The following is a 17,391-nucleotide window of genomic DNA, read 5'->3' on the forward strand; positions in this document are numbered from 1 at the left end:
GCTACTGTATTATCTTTCCATCCTTGCCTATTCTGAGGAAGGCTTTTTCCTCTCCTTTTTTAACATTTATTTGGTAATATTCTGCCCCCGCAGCGCTTTTAACCAAATAAGCGTCTGATGGTATCCATTCTTTAACCTGTTCTGATTTTAAAGTAATTTTTACCGAATCGGGTAATTCTTCCAATTTTATAGGGGTTTTAGTAAGGCTGTCCTGGGATGCAATGGTAAGAGTTAAGGGTTCGCTTAATGTAATTGCTTTTACCGAAGTTGTTGCAGCAAGAGCGATTATTGCTACTGCTGATAAAAATAATTTTTTCATACTACTTAGATCTTTGTTTTTAACTATACTGGAATATAGTAAACAATGGTGCCAGAAATGAGAACAGGCATATACGCCTCAAAATCAACCATTAAAAGCAAAAATCAAAATTTCATCTGTGGAACTTCTCTACAACATGTAGGATTACCGGTCAATCCCATCCTGGAAATCTATGGCTTCACCTTGTGCCTGAAAAACCAACCACGAATAAATCCATAACCAAAGCCTCCGATATGAGCCCAGTACCCAACTCCCGAGCTTTCGGCTTTCTGGAGCTCCAGGGAATCGTATCCTGCCATTATCTGTTGAGCAATATAAAATATCAGGAATACAAAAGCGGATACCCTGAACGAGAAAAAAATGAACAGAACTGTTATTCTTGATGAAGGGAACATCACCAGATATGCTCCTAAAGTCGCTGAAATGGCCCCCGAAGCTCCTATACATGGAATAGCGCTTCCCTGCAACACAAAACAATGAACAAGTGCTGCAATAACTCCTCCGGCAAGGTAAAATAAAAGGAACCGGAAACTCCCAACTGTAACTTCAATATTGTCCCCAAATATCCATAAGAAGACCATATTGCCGATTAAGTGCATCCAGCCACCATGAAGAAACATACTCGATATTAAGGTATGAAGGTTAATTCCTTTCCAGATAAGTGAGGGAACAGCTCCATAGGCATAAAAGAAATTCTCCATCTGCCCGGGGCTTAACTGAAGCTGCTGCCAGAAAATATAGCAGTTGAAAATAATAAGAAGATATGTAATAACAGGCTTTGAACGACCTCTTACATTATCATCACCAATAGGAAAAAACATAATTATAAAACTTGAAATAATGCCGCCATGAATTTATCAAAAATTTGGATATGCGGGATATGACCCACTCCATCAAATTCAATAAGCCTTCCAACCGGAATTTTCTTTACAATATCTTTTCCTAACAATTTGTATTGTCCATGTTTACCTTGCTGCTCCGCTGAGAGCAAGCCTTTACCCACAATAGTCTTATCTTCTGTACCAATCAATAAAACCGTTGGAACCCTAAGATTAACAAATTCGTGAACTACCGGCTGCTCATAAACCATTGTAAAAGTCATGGCCGAGACCTTTGCATAGCGGGGAAAGTCGGAGCTTTTCGTGGGACCGGCAGCGATTCGCACTAAATAATCGTATTCGGATTTCCATTGGGGAAAGTAAGAAGACTGATAATATTTTTTTATGCTTTCGGCTGATGCTTTTAATTCTGTTTTATATTGTTCTTCTGTTGATACATAGGGAACAAATGAGCGGTAATCTTCGAGCCCGATAGGGTTTTCTAAAAGTAATTTTTCCATCCTTTCGGGATACATTAAGGCAAATCGGGTGGCAAGCATTCCACCCATAGAATGTCCAAGCACCGAAAGTTTTTGTACGCCGAGACTGTCTAATAGCTGCTTGTTAAATCGTGACAGAAGATGGAAACTATAATGAATAAAGGGTTTAGAAGATTTTCCAAAACCTATCTGGTCAGGCGCAATAACCCGGTAACCCGCTGCTGATAATCTTTTAATAACATCAGTCCAGTAATATCCTGCAAAGTTTTTTCCGTGAAAAAGCATAATCACTTTACCATTGGGCTTAGAGGGTTTTACATCCATAAAGGCCATTCTTAAATCCTGACCTTCGGCAGAAAGGTTAATAAACTTAATTGGGTGAGGATAGGTCACATTTTCGAGAGTTATGGAAAGTGTATCAACTTGAGCTAACACCGCATTCATTTGAAGTATAAAGCAAAGGAGAGCAACAGGCATATTTATTCTCATAATAACTATACAGACTATGAGAACAAAAGTTTATACGATAATAGCATACAGTACTAAAGCCCAAACGTTCCGACAAACGATAATCGGTAGAAATTCCTCTTTATATATTTATAATACAACAACAACCTTATTAATTTATCTACGTATAAAACCCTGATCATTATTCATCAGCCAATGATCACACTTTTGCTACTTTAACAAAGCGTTACCATTTCACCAGAAAAAAGTTAGGTTTCATCCCGCTGAAAAAACTTCGCTAATTTCAACTTAAAACATTTCTTATCAGGCGAATAGCCTCTTAATTTAACTGTATGACAAAACCTTTTTGCCCTTCTGGTGACTGTGCTTTTTACTCTCTGCAAACTCAATTCAGTTGGTGATACCTTTTAATTTATTTAACAGCCCATTATGAACATATCAAAAACTGAACAATCATTGATCAACATAGCAGGAAGAATTTTCCTGCTGATTATCATATGCTGCGGCACACTAGCAAAAGCCCAACTAAATCCGCTTTCCGGGATATATTTTCAAAATCAATATCTGGCTAATCCAGCTATGGCTGGTTTTGAAAAGGGGCTGAACCTTAATTTGGGTTATCGTCAACAATGGTCAACCATGCCCGGCGCTCCAAAAACACAATCCTTTACTGCTGATTATGGAACCGGTAAAAAAGTGGGCCTGGGATTCACCGTACACAAAGATGAAGCCGGCCTAATAAAACGTACCCGGGTAATGGGAACTTATTCCTATCATCTTCCTTTTGCTGACGAATCTCAAAAATTACGCTTTGGTATTTCCCTGGGTTTTCTAAACGAACGGGGTATGAGTGAAAATATCATTGGGGAGCAGAATGATGTATCAGTAGGAAAATTCAATCAAAAAGAGACTTATATTGATGGCGATTTCGGCGCGGCGTACACCAGCAAAAGACTAACCATTCAAGCAGCAATTCCTAATCTGAAAGGGTTCCTGCAAAAGGAGGATTTGAATGCTGTAGCAAACCGTTCCAGTTTTTATTCAGCAGTACGCTATAAATTCTTCTTCCCGAATGCGCTCGATGGCTTCGGTGCAGAACCGATACTTGCCATAAGAGGGATTGATGGCTTTAAAAACATCATTGATGCGGGAGCAAATTTTACAGTTGCTAACGGCATTGCAAGTGTTATGTCTGTTTATCACAGCTCTCAAAGCGCCACCATTGGCATTGGAGCAATCATTAAATCTTTGGGATCAATTAATGCAAATTATACTACTTCTACTTCTGCGTTAAGAGAGTATTCAAGCGGTAATTTTGAACTGGGTCTTCGGCTAACTTTCGCGAAAAAAAACATAGAGTATATTGATTAACTGCTCAGCTATGTTCTAATGATCTCAATTTATATTACGTACAGCGAATAAAAGCAAAGTTTTGCCCCTATTAAACTTACTTTTTTTAAGTCAAAACTGTATGATTCTATTTTCTTCAACACGAAATACAAAAGAACAAATAGCTTTGATTTTTACCTGTTCCAAGATGCAGCCAGGTATGAGTTACAACGCTGACAGGGATTTAGAATCCTGTCAGCGTTTTTTATTATTTTAAATCCATCTCCCGTTTTCTAAACATCCCCGCCTTAAACTACAATACCCACACTGCCACCTGAAAATTATCTATACTTTTCTACTAACACTCCCCTTTCTTTTCCAAAGGTGGCTTCCGATTCACTTCCCGAAGATTTTCAGATAATCTGTTATGGTTTATTTTAAATGGTGCTAATATAAAGGGGCCAAACGCTCCTTTTTAGACACACAGGCAGTTGCGCTTTTTTTACTCTCTTCAGTAAGTTCATATGGTCTGGCTGAGTCCACCTATACCACACGTTAAGTCCACCTCTTCTCCCTATCATTTGGGACTCAGTTTCTACTGTAACATTTCAAATCTTAAGTCGTCTCATCAACAAATTTTTAAGAATAATAAAATGAATCAGTTTAATAAGCTTATACTATTTGTCCTGATATTCTTTTCCTATACAGAATATGGACTTGCCCAAGGTAATTTAACTATTACAGGTGTTGCCAAGGATGCCCAATCAGGCGAGACTTTAATTGGTGCTACCATAAAACTTTCAGGAGAAACTGAACATGGTACCACTACCAATGCTTACGGATTTTACTCTCTTAGCCTGCCAAATGGCGAATATAAACTTACCGCGAGTTATGTCGGGTTTCAAACACTAAGTCAAACGGTTAGTCTTAATAAAAATCTTCGTATCGACCTTTTATTAAATGCCGAGAATGCACTTGGGGAAGTAGTGATTACTTCCGAAAAGCGTGACAATAATGTGGTTAATGCGCAAATGGGATTAGCAAAAGTTAATATCAGCCAGGTAAAGAATGTACCGGTTTTGTTCGGTGAGCGCGATATCATTAAAACCCTTCAACTCCTTCCGGGCATAAAATCTGCCGGCGAGGGTAACAGCGGCTTTTACGTACGGGGTGGTTCAATTGATCATAATCTTATCCTTTTAGATGAAGCACCGGTTTATAATGCTTCCCATCTTTTGGGTTTCTTTTCAACCTTCAATTCTGATGCAATAAAAGATGTAACCGTATATAAAGGCGGTATGCCATCGCAATATGGCGGGAGGCTGGCATCAGTACTGGATATCAGGATGAATGATGGAAATCAAAAAGACTTTAGTGTAGAGGGTGGCCTGGGTTTAATTTCATCCAGATTAAAGGTAGAAGGACCGCTGGTAAAAGATAAAAGTTCATTTATCATTAGTGGAAGAAGAACTTATGCTGATGCATTTTTAAAGCTGGCTTCCGATACTTCCATTCGAAATAATGTACTTTATTTCTATGATTTAAATGCCAAAGCAAATTACCGGTTCAACCAGAATAATACACTTTACCTTTCGGGATATTTTGGTAGAGATGAACTGGGCCTGAATGAGACATTTGGCTTCGATTGGGGAAATTCAACAGCTACATTACGTTGGAACCATCTATTTAATAATCGCTTATTCTCTAATACCTCTCTTATTTATAGCAATTACAATTATGTAATTCAAAGCTTTGAAGAACAAAATGATTTTAAAGTAAAATCAACTATCAGAGACTGGGATCTGAAACAAGATTTCCAGTATTCTTTAAACAATCACAATTTACGCTTTGGAGTTGACGTAATTCATCATACTATTGAACCTGGCGAAATTTCTGCAAGTGTAGGATCTTCTGTGAACGACGATCAGATAGAAAACCGGACTGGCCTCGAACTGGCAATTTATATATCTGATGAATGGAAGGTAAATGACAGGCTGAATGTTACATACGGTCTGCGTGGAAGTTCTTACTCAGCTTTTGGTCCGGGCAATTTTAAAGCGTATGATGCTGATGGAAATACTATTGGTACAACAAACTATAAAAAGGGTGAACTGGTTAAAAACTATATTAATCCCGAACCTCGTATTTCCGCAAGCTATAAGTTAAGAAATGCGGGTTCTGTAAAGGCATCCTATACCAGGAACACACAAAACCTGCATTTAATGTCTAACTCAACAGCCACTTCTCCAACCGACTTGTACGTAATGAACAGTAACAATATAAAACCTGAAATAGCAGATCAGGTTGCAATTGGTTATTTCAGAAATTTCAAGGAAGATAAATATGAGTTTTCTGCCGAGATCTATTATAAAAGCATGAATAACCAGATAGAATACAGAAGCGGAACAGACCTTCGGGGCAATAGCAATGTGGAAGCCGATTTGCTTTATGGTGATGGAAGAGCATATGGTTTAGAACTTTTCCTTAAAAAGCGCTTTGGCAAATTTAATGGGTGGCTAGGTTATACTTTATCACGCACCGAACGTCAGTTTAGCGATATTAATGGTGGAATTTGGTTCCCATCCAAGCAGGACCGCATTCATGATATATCCATAGTAGGAATTTATAAAGCCAGTACGAGGTGGACATTCTCCTCAACATTTGTATATAATACGGGTAATGCAGTTACTTTTCCTAACGGGAAATATGAGATGAATGGCAAAACGGTATTCTACTACTCTGAAAGAAATGCCGACCGCCTTCCCGATTATCATCGCCTTGACCTTGCCGCCACACTCGAAGCGAAGCCCGGCAAAAAGCTTCAGTCGAGCTGGTCGTTTGGAATCTATAACGTGTATAACAGGCAAAATACTTTTTCGATGGACTTCCAGGACAATCCGGATGATCCATCAAAAACCCAGGCTGTAAGAAAAACCTTGTTTGGAATTATCCCGTCAGTAACCTGGAACTTTAAGTTTTAAATTATGCATGCACTATTTTCAATTTCGAAATCATTTATAGCAATGAAACACACTACTCAAATACTCCTTTTGGTATTTCTTACCGTTATATTCTTTTCAAGCTGCGAAAAGGTAGTAGATGTCGATCTTAAGGACGCTGAACCAAAGTTGGTGATAGAGGCTTACCTAAGCGATCAAAACATCAATCATATTGTAAGGATCTCTAAAACTATTTCATTTAACAACTCGAATCAATTTAATGGCCTTTCGGGTGCTCAGGTAGTTCTTAGAATTCCCGGAGGTCAACAAATAACCTTTACCGAAACGCAGGCAGGCATTTATCATAGTCCTAAGTTTGCAGGGATACCCGGCAGTAAGTATGACATAGATGTAACGGTAGAAGGGAAAGTTTATACTGCAACTTCAGTTATGCCCCTTCCCGTAATACTCGATTCACTGTCGTTTAAAAAGATTTCGTTCTTTGGAGAAGAAGAAATTTTTCCCGTGGCACATTACAAAGATCCAAAAGATGTTCAAAATCAATACCTGTTTATGGTTAAAGCCCGTAATGAAGAACCAGAAGACATTTTAATAGAAGACAGGTTTACCAATGGCAATGATGTTACCGAATCACTATTTACTGGTATAGAAGATTTGGCAGAAGGTAATTCGATTCAAGTTGAAATGCGGGTTCTCGATCGAAATGTTTACAAATATTTCTTTGCTATTGCTCAAATATCAGGAGAAGGTGGTCCGCCTGTATCCCCGGCAAACCCCTTATCTAATTTTAATAATGGTGCAATAGGCGTTTTCAGTGCCTATACAACAACAACGTTAACAAAAGTTGTTAAGCTGAATTAAAACTTATGATAGCTTCATCTCCGTTAAAAAACAATTATATTCTAATGAAAAAAGCATCAAAAAAAACCTAGATCACAACGATGTTCAGCCACCCTTCTGTTAGGGCTACCGCTCGCGCTTTGGTTGCTGTCTACTTTTAATTTTTAAGGATTTTCTCTTTGGGGAAATGTAGTATCCGGTCCAGCCCAGGAAGGATAGCCATAGGACTAAGCGCCCAGCAGCCCTGCAATTTAGCAGTAACCTAACCTACGGAGCCTGTGCCTTCCCGCAGTGACAGACAAATTTTGATGACAGCAAGCCCTGAGGGAAGTGCATTGGCTGGCTTGCTGAGCGTCCGACGGTGAAATGGGGAGAAGCAGGCATAGAACTGAGCGCTGACATCAAAATGCGCAGAGGGCATGTGCAAAAGGCCCCCCGGGAAGGCACAACAGTTTTGGTCCTTTTGCGATTCAAAAGGGCGGGATTTCGGCCGCCAATGAGGCCGGATACAGCCTCCCACCATACTAGACTAACCTATAGCGCCTATGTGCCAGTAAGAAAGCACTTCATCTTTTGGAAGCTAATTATCGTGGTTAGACATTTGCCCGCAAAGTATTCTAAGCAAACATGTATCCTTTTTCATTTGCGCACTTGTGATTTTAATTTATTTGCCAGAAATCAAAAGGTTTAAGATGAAATAAGAAAAAAGCGCGAACTATTAAGTTTTTGCTTCGTAAAAGCTATCGTAGGCATCAGCTCATTTAATAATTAAACTTTCATCTATTTTCCAATTCAAAACTGTATGATTCTATTTTCTTCCACACGAAATACAAAAGAACAAATAGCTCTGATTTTTACCTGTTCCAAAGTGCAGCCAGGTATGTGGAGTGTACGATATACTTTTATTAATTAATAAACAGAGCCTGTTTAAATCAGGCTCTGTTTATTTTATTTTACAAGATTAAGCGGCACAAGTAAACCGAAAGCAATATTCCTCCCCTGATTTAATATCCCTTCGTATTTTAACCTGTTAAGGTGATTTACATAATTTTTATCCAATATATTATTTGCAGAAACATACAATTTAAAACTTTGGCTGTTCAAATTCAGAGTTGTTCCTACAGATGCATTGATAAGTGAATATGCTCCAGTTGGGGTTTCAAACTCTTCATCTATGTAATCTTGTTTAAAAACATTCTCCAACTCTATAGAGAAGTAAGAATTTTTCACATTCGAGGATTTAATATTGGGTTCAATCCTAAGCTCATTTCTCAAAGATGGGGCAGGCATAAAGGGAAGGTTTTTCTTTGTAGCGGTGTTCTTTCCCCGTGTCAGTGAAAAATTATTTTCAAAATGAATTAACGATATAGGATGAAGGGTTAAGCCTGCTTCAAAACCGTATAAGTTCGCGTCATCCTGCACATAATTAAAGAGCGGGTAATCTTTCCCCTCTATACCAATAGTTTGATTATTCAACTGTCTTGAATAAATATAGTTATTGATAAAATTATTATAGATATTCAGGTGAAAATCAACCTTTGTATTGTGAAACTCCAGAGCTGCATCAGAATATAAGCTCCGTTCCGGCTTTAAAGCTGTATTACCAATTTCATAGCGAAATGTCCCTTCATGTACACCGTTTGAACTTAATTCAGAAATATTAGGAGCTCTGAAAGCACTACCTAAGTTCGCTTTAAGGTTCCAGGATTCACTAAGATCATGAGTAAAGCCAAGGGCACCGCTCAGGTTGGAAAACTTATTGGAAAAGTCAGAAAATTTAACAGATCCATCTTCCTGCATTTCAACACCGCTAATTTTGCGGTTGTCAAACCTCAGGCCTGCGTTTAAAGTAGTTCTATTCCACTCTTTTTTAACATACCCGAAAGCACCAAAATCCCTGTTATCATAATCAGGGACCAATAACTCTTCAGCTTTATTTTTGCTTTTCTGAAAAGCTCCCGCCATTCCTATTACCCGTTGCCAACCGTTATTCTCTTCAAAGTAATATTTAAAATCGTAACTGTAGGTTTTAAGATCGAAGAACAGTGATGGATCTGAAACGCTTTCCTCCAGTTCCCGGCGCTGGTTATTCTGGAAGCCCACTGTCGATCGTAATCGCCCTTTGTTAAATAGTATGTGGTTGTTTAATGCAATTTTATAGTGTCGCACATCCTGGAAAGGAAGAAGCAAATCTCTGCTTTTAATTTGATCCGGACCCAGAATTACTCCATTTCCGTCCTCATAATTTCCTTCGGGATTCTTCTCAAAATCGGGCAAACCCAGTTTTTGTTGATAGCTTGAAAGATTTAAATGAGTATACCCTTTTGAGTTATTAAACCCGAGCATGGCACCAAAATCAGTTTCCTTAAATCCTGTATTTGGAATACGCCCATCAGGAGTATTATATCCAAAAGCATTTTTATAAGTTCCCCGTCCCTGCCAAACGAAGCCGTTACCGTTTCCCTGAAGCATGGCAGAAGTACTGGTTAGTCCATTATTTGTAGAATAATTGGATAGAACTTCACCTCTTATCTGGCCATCGGAGGGTGGCAATGCGTCTATAATATTAATAACTCCTCCTAAGGCATCAGAACCATATAAAAGACTGGCTGCACCTCTTAACACTTCAACCCTGTCGGCACTGTATTGATCAACCTCAATCCCATGCTCATCGCCCCACTGCTGTCCCTCCTGCTTTACACCATTTGACAAGGTCACAACTCGATTTGCACTTAGACCACGTATAACAGGTTTAGAAATAGCAGCGCCGGTACTGATTTGTGAAACTCCTGGAACATGCGCGATGGCATCAATAATATTATTTGAGGCCCTGCCGGTTAATTCATTCTTACCAATTGTCGATACAGATGTGCTATTAGTCCGGTTATTGGAACTTGAAGCAGTACCTGTAATTACTACTTCATGCACTTCGATTACACTGGGTTCTAAAGAAAAGTTAAACTCTCCTGACGAACCAAAATCGATAAATTGAGTAATTGTTTTGTAACCGATGTAACGTATTTCTATAATAAAACGGCCTTTGAGGGGAATTCTTGTCAATGTGTATTCGCCGTTTTGATTTGTACTTATTGAGATCCGGAGCTCGGGAATGGATATCATTGCTCCTGCTAGGGGCTCATTGGTAGTAGCATCAGTAACTTTCCCGCTGATTGCAGCCGCCGTGTTAGCGTGCGATACCTGGAATGCATATAGTAAGAAAAGCAATAAAATCGTGGAGACTTTCATCTTTAAATTTTTAAATAGATAATAACATTCATGTCCCTAAGAGGACATGAACAAGAATTAAGAGATATTAAAAATTATAGAGATGGGGGACCCCTTAAAAAGGATATTAGTGACTCTGTGGTAAATTCGGTAACACAATAAGTAGTTATTAAGCAGATGAAAGATTGCCCGGCAAAAAATTGTGTTGATTGATTTAATGTTACATTCTTATCAAAGTGAATTGTGCAGACAAAACAATAAGAAGCTTTTTTAGAAATGTGAAATTTATGCTGACAGGTGGTCTGTTTCGGGTTGCAGCTTTTACGTTCTTCCGAGTGATTATGTAAGAAATCAAGAGGTATAGCTGCCGCTGAAAAACACAGCAGCAGAAATGCAGAAAGTGCAACTCTTATAGATTTTTTAATTACCATTGTACAGGCTACAATAGTAGATAATAAAAGTTTCGTTTAACGAGTTGAGACGGAATTTTTACGAAACAAGGACTAATTGACAATCAGTTTGTACCCTTTGCCATGAACATTCACAATTTCAACTTTCGAATCGTCCCTTAAGTATTTTCTAAGTTTACTTAAGAAAACATCCATACTGCGACCGTTAAAGTAGTTATCATCGTGCCAAATACTGAGTAATGCTTCTTCACGGGTAAGCACATTATTTTTCTTCAGGCACAATAACCTTAACAGCTCGGCTTCTTTTGTTGAAACCTTTTGCTGAAGGTCATCTTTCTTTATTATCTGCGCATTATAGTCGAACAGATAATCTCCGATTTCAAATTTATCCGTTTGATCAGGAAGCGCGTTTTTCTCCTGATTAGAGGCCCGCTTTAAAAGTGCATTGATCCTTAAAAGAAGTTCCTCTATCCGGAAGGGTTTTGTTATATAATCGTCTCCGCCCAAAGTAAAAGCCTCCGACTTGTCCTCTATCATTGTTTTTGCAGTAGCAAAAATGATAGGAACATCGGTGTTAATTTTTCGGATTTCCCTTGCAAGAGTAAAACCATCTTTTTTGGGCATCATTACATCGAGTATGCAAATATCGAATCGGTCATTGCTGAAAAGTTTAAATCCTTCGTCTCCATCTTTAGCCAATACTACATCATATTTTCCTTTAAGCTGAAGGTAGTCCTGTAAAAGCATACCGAGATTCGGGTCATCTTCGACCAAAAGTACTTTCTGTTTTCTATTGTTAACTGGAGCAATTCCGTTGTCAGCCATGGCTAAAATGATTCTGTTTGCTATAATGGAAAAACAATCTCAAATTCAGATCCCTTATCCCGTTCACTTTTAACTCTTATACTTCCGTGATGGCGCTTTACAATATTGTTAACATAACTCAACCCTAGTCCAAAACCTTTTACATCATGTAAATTGCCGGTCGGAATTCTGTAAAACTGGCCAAATATTTTTGATAATTGGTCCTTGCTCATTCCAATACCTTTATCAGCAACCCTTATTACCAGATTTTTTCCGCTCATGAGGGTTGATATTGTAATGTCAGGTTTTTCCGGGCTATACTTCAAGGCGTTATCTATCAGGTTATAAATCACATTGCTTAAATGCAACTCGTCACCCTGAACCGTTGATTTACTGGCCTTTAAAAAAAGATTTACTGATGCTTCTTTTTTCTGGAACTGTAGCTCCATACTATCAGCAACTGCCGAAATGAGATCGTTCATATCAACAGGTTTAAACTCTAATCTTAAATCGCCTTTATCGATCTTTGCGATGTTCAAAACCCGCTCTATATGATCCCCAAGCCGAATATTTTCATCGTAAATAATTCCTGCCAGGCGAGATATCCGTTGTTGGTCTGAAGTAATCTCAGGGTCCTTTAAGGCTTCACTTGCAATCATAATTGTAGCCACAGGAGTTTTGAATTCATGAGTCATATTATTAATGAAGTCTGTCTTCATTTCAGAAATCTTCTTTTGCCTGATAATAGAATGAATCGTGTATCCAAAACAAAAAAGCAGAATTAAAAGCAAGGCACCTGAAGAACCCATCATTGCACCCATATTAGATAAAATAACAGAGTTCTTTTCCGGGAAGGTTACCATAAGCATGCCTGCATCACGAATCATATCGTTAGGAAACAGCACCGTTTTATACGTGTTATCAGGCAGAAAACTTGTTTCGATGGAGGCTTTTCTAAAAATCAACAAATCATCATTTCTTGCCGAGGCCACCTGGTAAGCATAATCAATATTAATCCCTGTATTTTGAAACTCAGCCCTAAGCATAGAATCCAGGTAAATTGGATTGATACGTTTACGAAGAGGAACATTGAGCTCTGTAAGTTCAATTTCCAGGTCACTTTGAACAGAGTCCAGAAACTTTATTGTTTTTTTCTGCTGAAGCCGTCTTTTCTCTTTATTTAATTCCGCTAGCGAAGAATAGCTAAGCTCTTTAATATTTGGCTTAGAAAGAACTTTAACCTGCGGGCCCCTGGCAGGATCAACATAAATATACCTTTTAATGGAGTCTGTTCGCTCGCCGTTAAAAGCTCTGATCCTGGGGCTCACACTGGTGACAGCCTGTTGATGTACACCACCGTAACCATCCTGAAATTCGGAAACATCAATTTTAACATCGAATACTTCTGGCTCCTGGTTGTAGGCCGACATTTCATTTACGGCTACAACTTCATGTCTCGATTTGAAAACACTGTCACGGAGATTAAAAATACTGTCGGCCTGACGTTGATCCCTTTTTAATAATAAATCTCTCTTTTTGTTTAGCTGAGCCCTGATTTCAAGAGCACTCATCTTATCCGGGGAAGATGTCTTTTGAGTTATGAAGCCGGGGGCCGCTGATTTTTGTTGTTCCTCAAGCTGGTCTCTTAACCTTCTTCGCTTTAATATGTCATACGCTTCATATTTAGCGACCTTAGAGGAGACCTTTGTTAATGCTTCGTTTACAGAATGATCGAACAATTGCGATTTTAAAGCAAACGATTGTTTGAGAAAGTATAATTGCATTGCCATCACTCCCAGGAGGGCCGCACTCATCAATCCAATAATAAGGCTGATACTTCTCTTTTTCATTTGAGAATAATTGTTTTTTATCGGCTATGAAGCTTGCATGAGCCTGCCCGAAAAACAGGCGGGCTTTCTTATTGTATTTTTTTGAGTCGTAAGCTCATGCAGGTTTCATTTACACAAAAATACGTAAGGTCTTGCAAGCCAGCCGGCTTTTAACATTATTTAACACTGCCGTACAAATTACCCTGCAACTTATAACCTCAACGATTTTCCGGATTGCAGATTGTAGTTATAAAGAGTTTAAGAATTTCCGTAGTATGAAAAAAGCCCTTCAAACTGAAGAGCTTTTGTTGGGTTTCTATTTACACGAATCCGTGTAAACAATAAATCTGGGTAATCCTTTTCAATTAGAAAGGTAAATCATCATCTTCAGCCGCCGAACTGATATCCACCGGAGCAGCATATTCTGGAGCAGAGCCTTCTGCAGAAGCACCTAATACATTTACTCTCCAAACTACTAATGTATTGAAATAAGCAGTTTTACCACTTTTATCAGTCCATGGACGACCGCGAAGATTAAAGAAAACTTCTACCTGATCGCCAACTTTCAACGGATCGAACAAATTTACCTTATCTTGTAATGCTTCAAACTTTATGAACTCAGGGTATTGAGGATTTTCAGCAAATTCTATGATCAATTCACGCTTTTTAAAAGTTTCGGTTACATTAGTAACCGGTAACACTTCATGTACTTTTCCCTTAATATCCATTTTTGTATTGTTGTTATTTTAATTTCTTATTTATTTGTTATACCCTATAATAGGGGGGCTTTAGGTGTCAAATTAATCAGATTCAAATCTGCCAAAATTTATTGATTAACTTCGCACAAAATTATGCAAGTTTTCAACACTAACAGCCGCATTATAGTAACGTGCAATAATCGTTTATCGCCTTACCTGGTAACAGAGATAGAACAATTAGGATTCACAATCGTACGCAGTTTTAACACGGGCGTAGAATTAGAGGGTACGGTGAACGATTGTATCGCCTTAAATCTTAATTTGAGATGCGCTAGCCAGGTTTTATACTCTCTGGCAAGCTTCGAAGCGCCAACGCCTACTCATCTGTATAATGAACTGGTTCAGATTGCCTGGGAAGATTATATAGATATTACAGGTTATTTCTCTGTAACCTCTGTGGTTAATAACGAACATATCACCACTCCGCTTTTCGCGAATGTTAAGGTAAAGGATGCCATTGTCGACAGAATAAAGGAAAAAAAAGGCCTACGTCCTAATTCAGGACCGGAGCATAACAAAACTGTAGTTAATCTCTACTGGCAGGAGGACAAGGCCGAAATTTTTCTGGATACTTCAGGAGAAACATTATCTAAACATGGTTACCGGAAAATTCCGGGTAAGGCCCCAATGTTAGAGGCTCTTGCGACCTCAACAATTATGGCAACGAAATGGGACAGAAAAAGTCCTTTTGTAAACCCCATGTGCGGTTCCGGAACACTTGCAATTGAAGCTGCTTTACTTGCTACCGATAAACACCCCGGACTTTTCCGAATGAATTATGGCTTTATGCACATAACCGGTTATGATGAGCAGGTGTTTTTTGTTGAACGCAGAAAACTGAAAGATAAAGCTAAAAAAGAACTGACATTCAAAATTATAGCATCCGATTTATCTGCCGATGCCGTTGATGTTTCACAGCGTAACGCCAAAACAGCCGGCGTAGATCATTTGATAGAATTTCACGTGTGCGACTTTGCGGAAACCCCTGTTCCTGAAGGGGAAGCTGGAGTGGTATTTTTCAATCCGGAGTATGGCGAACGCCTGGGAATACATACTAAACTGGAAGCCACTTACAAACTTATTGGCGATTTCATGAAGCAGAAATGCAAAGGATACTCAGGTTATATCTTTACTGGAAACCCTGATCTTGCTAAAAAAATAGGATTAAAAGCTTCACGCAAATTAGAATTTTATAATGGTAAGCTTGATTGCAGACTGCTGGAATATGAATTGTATGATGGAAGTAAAAGAGAAGATTTACGCGAAAAAGAGTAGACTCCGGGGGGCTTAAAAGCAATTTCTTCAAATCACTATTTAAACTCAACAGTCACTCGGGCTTCATGGTGCTTACTGCTTTTCCACCCGGGCCCGTCCTTTATTAAACGAATGGCTTCCTGGTTATTTTTATCATCCAGGCCCCGTTTAATCTGGAAATTACTTAACTTATTATCATCACCAACGGTAAAACTAACTACCACTAAGCCAGAGGAAAATTCTCCCTTAAGTGCCGCAACGCTTTTTTGGATGTAGTCATTGTACTTATTCCATCCGATAAGGGGTTCAGGAGATTCATTCAATTTTTTTGCAGTTCCATAGCCCCTGACAACCACCTCATTCATAGCCTGACTATTTTCTTCAAGTGCAACTGTTAATGGGATGCCAGGCGTTGCTTTAACTTCTTTTGAATTAAAGCCGATAAAAGCAATTTTTAAGTCCCCACCTACAGAATCTCTTAAACTAAATTCACCATTTACATTGGTCGCAGTTCCTATCCCCGTGTTTCTAAGCTGGACAGAAACTCCCGGCAACGGCGCACCATTGTTCGAAATAATTTTTCCGGAAATAATTTTTTCAGAGGAAATTCCAGCGATCCTGCCTTGGAGAGACACATTTGAGGTGTTTTCGGCAAGCAATTGTTTTTCCTGTGCACTGTTTCCATCAATTGCACTTTCACTAATGGCATCAGAAGTATTTCCAAGTTTTATATCTCCTTGCTGTAATCGTTTTTGTTTTAACGCAGCAATTTGCACCTTTTCTATCCCTTCTTGTTTACTCTTTCCAGCCAACGACTGAACGACAGGTGGTGCAAGCTCTGCTTGTTCTTTAATTAAACCTGCAGTATCTAAACTATCAATCGGGCTTAATATCACCTCTACCTGTTTAGGATTAGAGGCAAGCTGCTCCTCGCTGTTTTGTCCCTTTATCCAGAACAGAATGCTTGCGGTTACAAATAACAATCCCGCTGCAGCGGCAACACTTAAACGTTGCCAGCTAAAATTAAATACATTTTTATTTTCCTGTTGCCTGGCAATCCGCTCCTCAAGCTGAGTTTGTAATAAGCTTAGTTGTTTCGCAGCAGGTTTATTAATATGGGCATAGCCATCCAGCGCATCAGCCAAAAAAGGATCATCCAATGCCTGCTTTTCAAGCTCATGCATAGCTTCTTTATCCAGCAGACCGTCAAGATACTGCTGAATGGTGATATAATTTATTCTATTCGTTTCCACCGTTCTTCTCCATACAAATTTTCAAATTCCGCTTACCGTTTTGAATATAGCTTTTTACCTTATTTAAATCAAAACCTGTAGCATCAGAAACTTCTTTATAACACTTCTGCTGCAAGTAAAATAAATCTATAGTTAACCGTTGCTCATCCGGAAGCTTTTGCAAACAGTTCTCCATGCTACTGAGCTCATTTTCTTTTATTTGCTCAGTATCCTGATGCAAAAATGCCAAGCTTTCCACACCATAATCATCAATATTTACAAATTCATGTTTATTGGAAGACCGCAAATTCATTAAGCAATGATTGCGAGCCAGCGTGTATAGCCAGCTTTTAAAGTTAGATACCTCATGAATTTTCAGCTTGGTAATTAGCTCTTCAAAAATTTGCATTACAGCATCTTTACTCAGCTCTTCATCTTTCAGATATTTTAAACATAGACCAAAGATCAGAGGCATATACCTTTCATATAATCTCCCTAAAGTTTCCAAATTGCCGTTACGACGGTACTCGGCAAGCAGTTCAGCCTCCCCTGAAGAGTGATCGGTAGATTTATTTTTTATGAATTTCAAGTCCTAAAAAGATAGCATTAAACCTTTGGCTTAAGCAATATATTTATTGATGCAGT

General features: G+C 38.7%; 13 protein-coding genes. 4 read left to right on the forward strand and 9 right to left on the reverse strand.

Annotated elements, in window-relative coordinates:
- Position 1 precedes the first annotated feature (1 nt).
- From WG906_RS11635 to WG906_RS11645, 3 genes are all read right to left on the reverse strand, one after another.
- A complete protein-coding gene (locus WG906_RS11635; protein ID WP_339992791.1) occupies positions 2–319 on the reverse strand; it encodes a hypothetical protein in 318 nt (105 codons plus the stop codon).
- Positions 320–489: 170 nt separating this feature from the next.
- The gene (locus WG906_RS11640) at positions 490–1,140 is read right to left on the reverse strand and encodes a rhomboid family intramembrane serine protease (protein WP_339992792.1); all 651 of its coding nucleotides are present in this window, start codon (positions 1,138–1,140) and stop codon (positions 490–492) included.
- 2 nt (positions 1,141–1,142) lie between these two features.
- Positions 1,143–2,114 (reverse strand): alpha/beta fold hydrolase, encoded by a 972-nt coding sequence (locus tag WG906_RS11645; RefSeq protein WP_339992793.1) that lies wholly within the window; start codon positions 2,112–2,114, stop codon positions 1,143–1,145.
- A gap of 420 nt (positions 2,115–2,534) precedes the next feature.
- Here WG906_RS11645 and WG906_RS11650 point away from each other — a divergent pair, with 420 nt between their 5' ends.
- The 3 genes from WG906_RS11650 to WG906_RS11660 all read left to right on the forward strand — a co-directional run bounded on the left by WG906_RS11650 (position 2,535) and on the right by WG906_RS11660 (position 7,255).
- On the forward strand, positions 2,535–3,476 hold the full coding sequence (locus tag WG906_RS11650; RefSeq protein ID WP_339992794.1) for a PorP/SprF family type IX secretion system membrane protein: 942 nt from the start codon (positions 2,535–2,537) through the stop codon (positions 3,474–3,476).
- A 611-nt stretch (positions 3,477–4,087) separates the two neighbouring features.
- Positions 4,088–6,415 (forward strand): TonB-dependent receptor, encoded by a 2,328-nt coding sequence (locus WG906_RS11655; RefSeq protein WP_339992795.1) that lies wholly within the window; start codon positions 4,088–4,090, stop codon positions 6,413–6,415.
- 42 nt (positions 6,416–6,457) lie between these two features.
- Entirely contained in the window at positions 6,458–7,255 is a 798-nt protein-coding gene (locus tag WG906_RS11660) for a DUF4249 domain-containing protein (RefSeq protein ID WP_339992796.1), read from the forward strand.
- A 927-nt stretch (positions 7,256–8,182) separates the two neighbouring features.
- Here the strand turns inward: WG906_RS11660 and WG906_RS11665 are convergent.
- The 4 genes from WG906_RS11665 to WG906_RS11680 form a co-directional block, all read right to left on the reverse strand.
- Positions 8,183–10,480, reverse strand: a complete 2,298-nt coding sequence (locus tag WG906_RS11665; protein ID WP_339992797.1) for a TonB-dependent receptor — start codon at positions 10,478–10,480, stop codon at positions 8,183–8,185.
- Positions 10,481–10,962: 482 nt separating this feature from the next.
- Positions 10,963–11,694 (reverse strand): response regulator transcription factor, encoded by a 732-nt coding sequence (locus tag WG906_RS11670; protein WP_339992798.1) that lies wholly within the window; start codon positions 11,692–11,694, stop codon positions 10,963–10,965.
- Between the two features lie 20 nt (positions 11,695–11,714).
- On the reverse strand, positions 11,715–13,523 hold the full coding sequence (locus WG906_RS11675) for a sensor histidine kinase (protein ID WP_339992800.1): 1,809 nt from the start codon (positions 13,521–13,523) through the stop codon (positions 11,715–11,717).
- Positions 13,524–13,867: 344 nt separating this feature from the next.
- Positions 13,868–14,230: a DUF3127 domain-containing protein gene (locus tag WG906_RS11680; RefSeq protein ID WP_339992801.1), complete on the reverse strand. Its 363-nt coding sequence runs from the start codon at positions 14,228–14,230 to the stop codon at positions 13,868–13,870.
- Positions 14,231–14,353: 123 nt separating this feature from the next.
- Between WG906_RS11680 and WG906_RS11685 the strand changes: the two genes are divergently transcribed.
- Complete coding sequence (locus WG906_RS11685) at positions 14,354–15,535, forward strand: THUMP domain-containing class I SAM-dependent RNA methyltransferase (protein WP_339992802.1); 1,182 nt, start codon at positions 14,354–14,356, stop codon at positions 15,533–15,535.
- A 35-nt stretch (positions 15,536–15,570) separates the two neighbouring features.
- Here WG906_RS11685 and WG906_RS11690 read toward each other — a convergent pair whose 3' ends face one another.
- Positions 15,571–16,767, reverse strand: coding sequence for a carboxypeptidase-like regulatory domain-containing protein (locus WG906_RS11690; RefSeq protein WP_339992803.1), 1,197 nt, complete (start codon positions 16,765–16,767; stop codon positions 15,571–15,573).
- Positions 16,754–17,335 (reverse strand): RNA polymerase sigma factor, encoded by a 582-nt coding sequence (locus tag WG906_RS11695; RefSeq protein ID WP_339992804.1) that lies wholly within the window; start codon positions 17,333–17,335, stop codon positions 16,754–16,756. The genes WG906_RS11690 and WG906_RS11695 overlap by 14 nt, the downstream gene beginning before the upstream one ends.
- Positions 17,336–17,391: the final 56 nt, after the last annotated feature.

Source organism: Pedobacter superstes, from assembly GCF_037622515.1.
GTDB classification, from domain to species: Bacteria; Bacteroidota; Bacteroidia; order Sphingobacteriales; family Sphingobacteriaceae; genus Paradesertivirga; species Paradesertivirga superstes.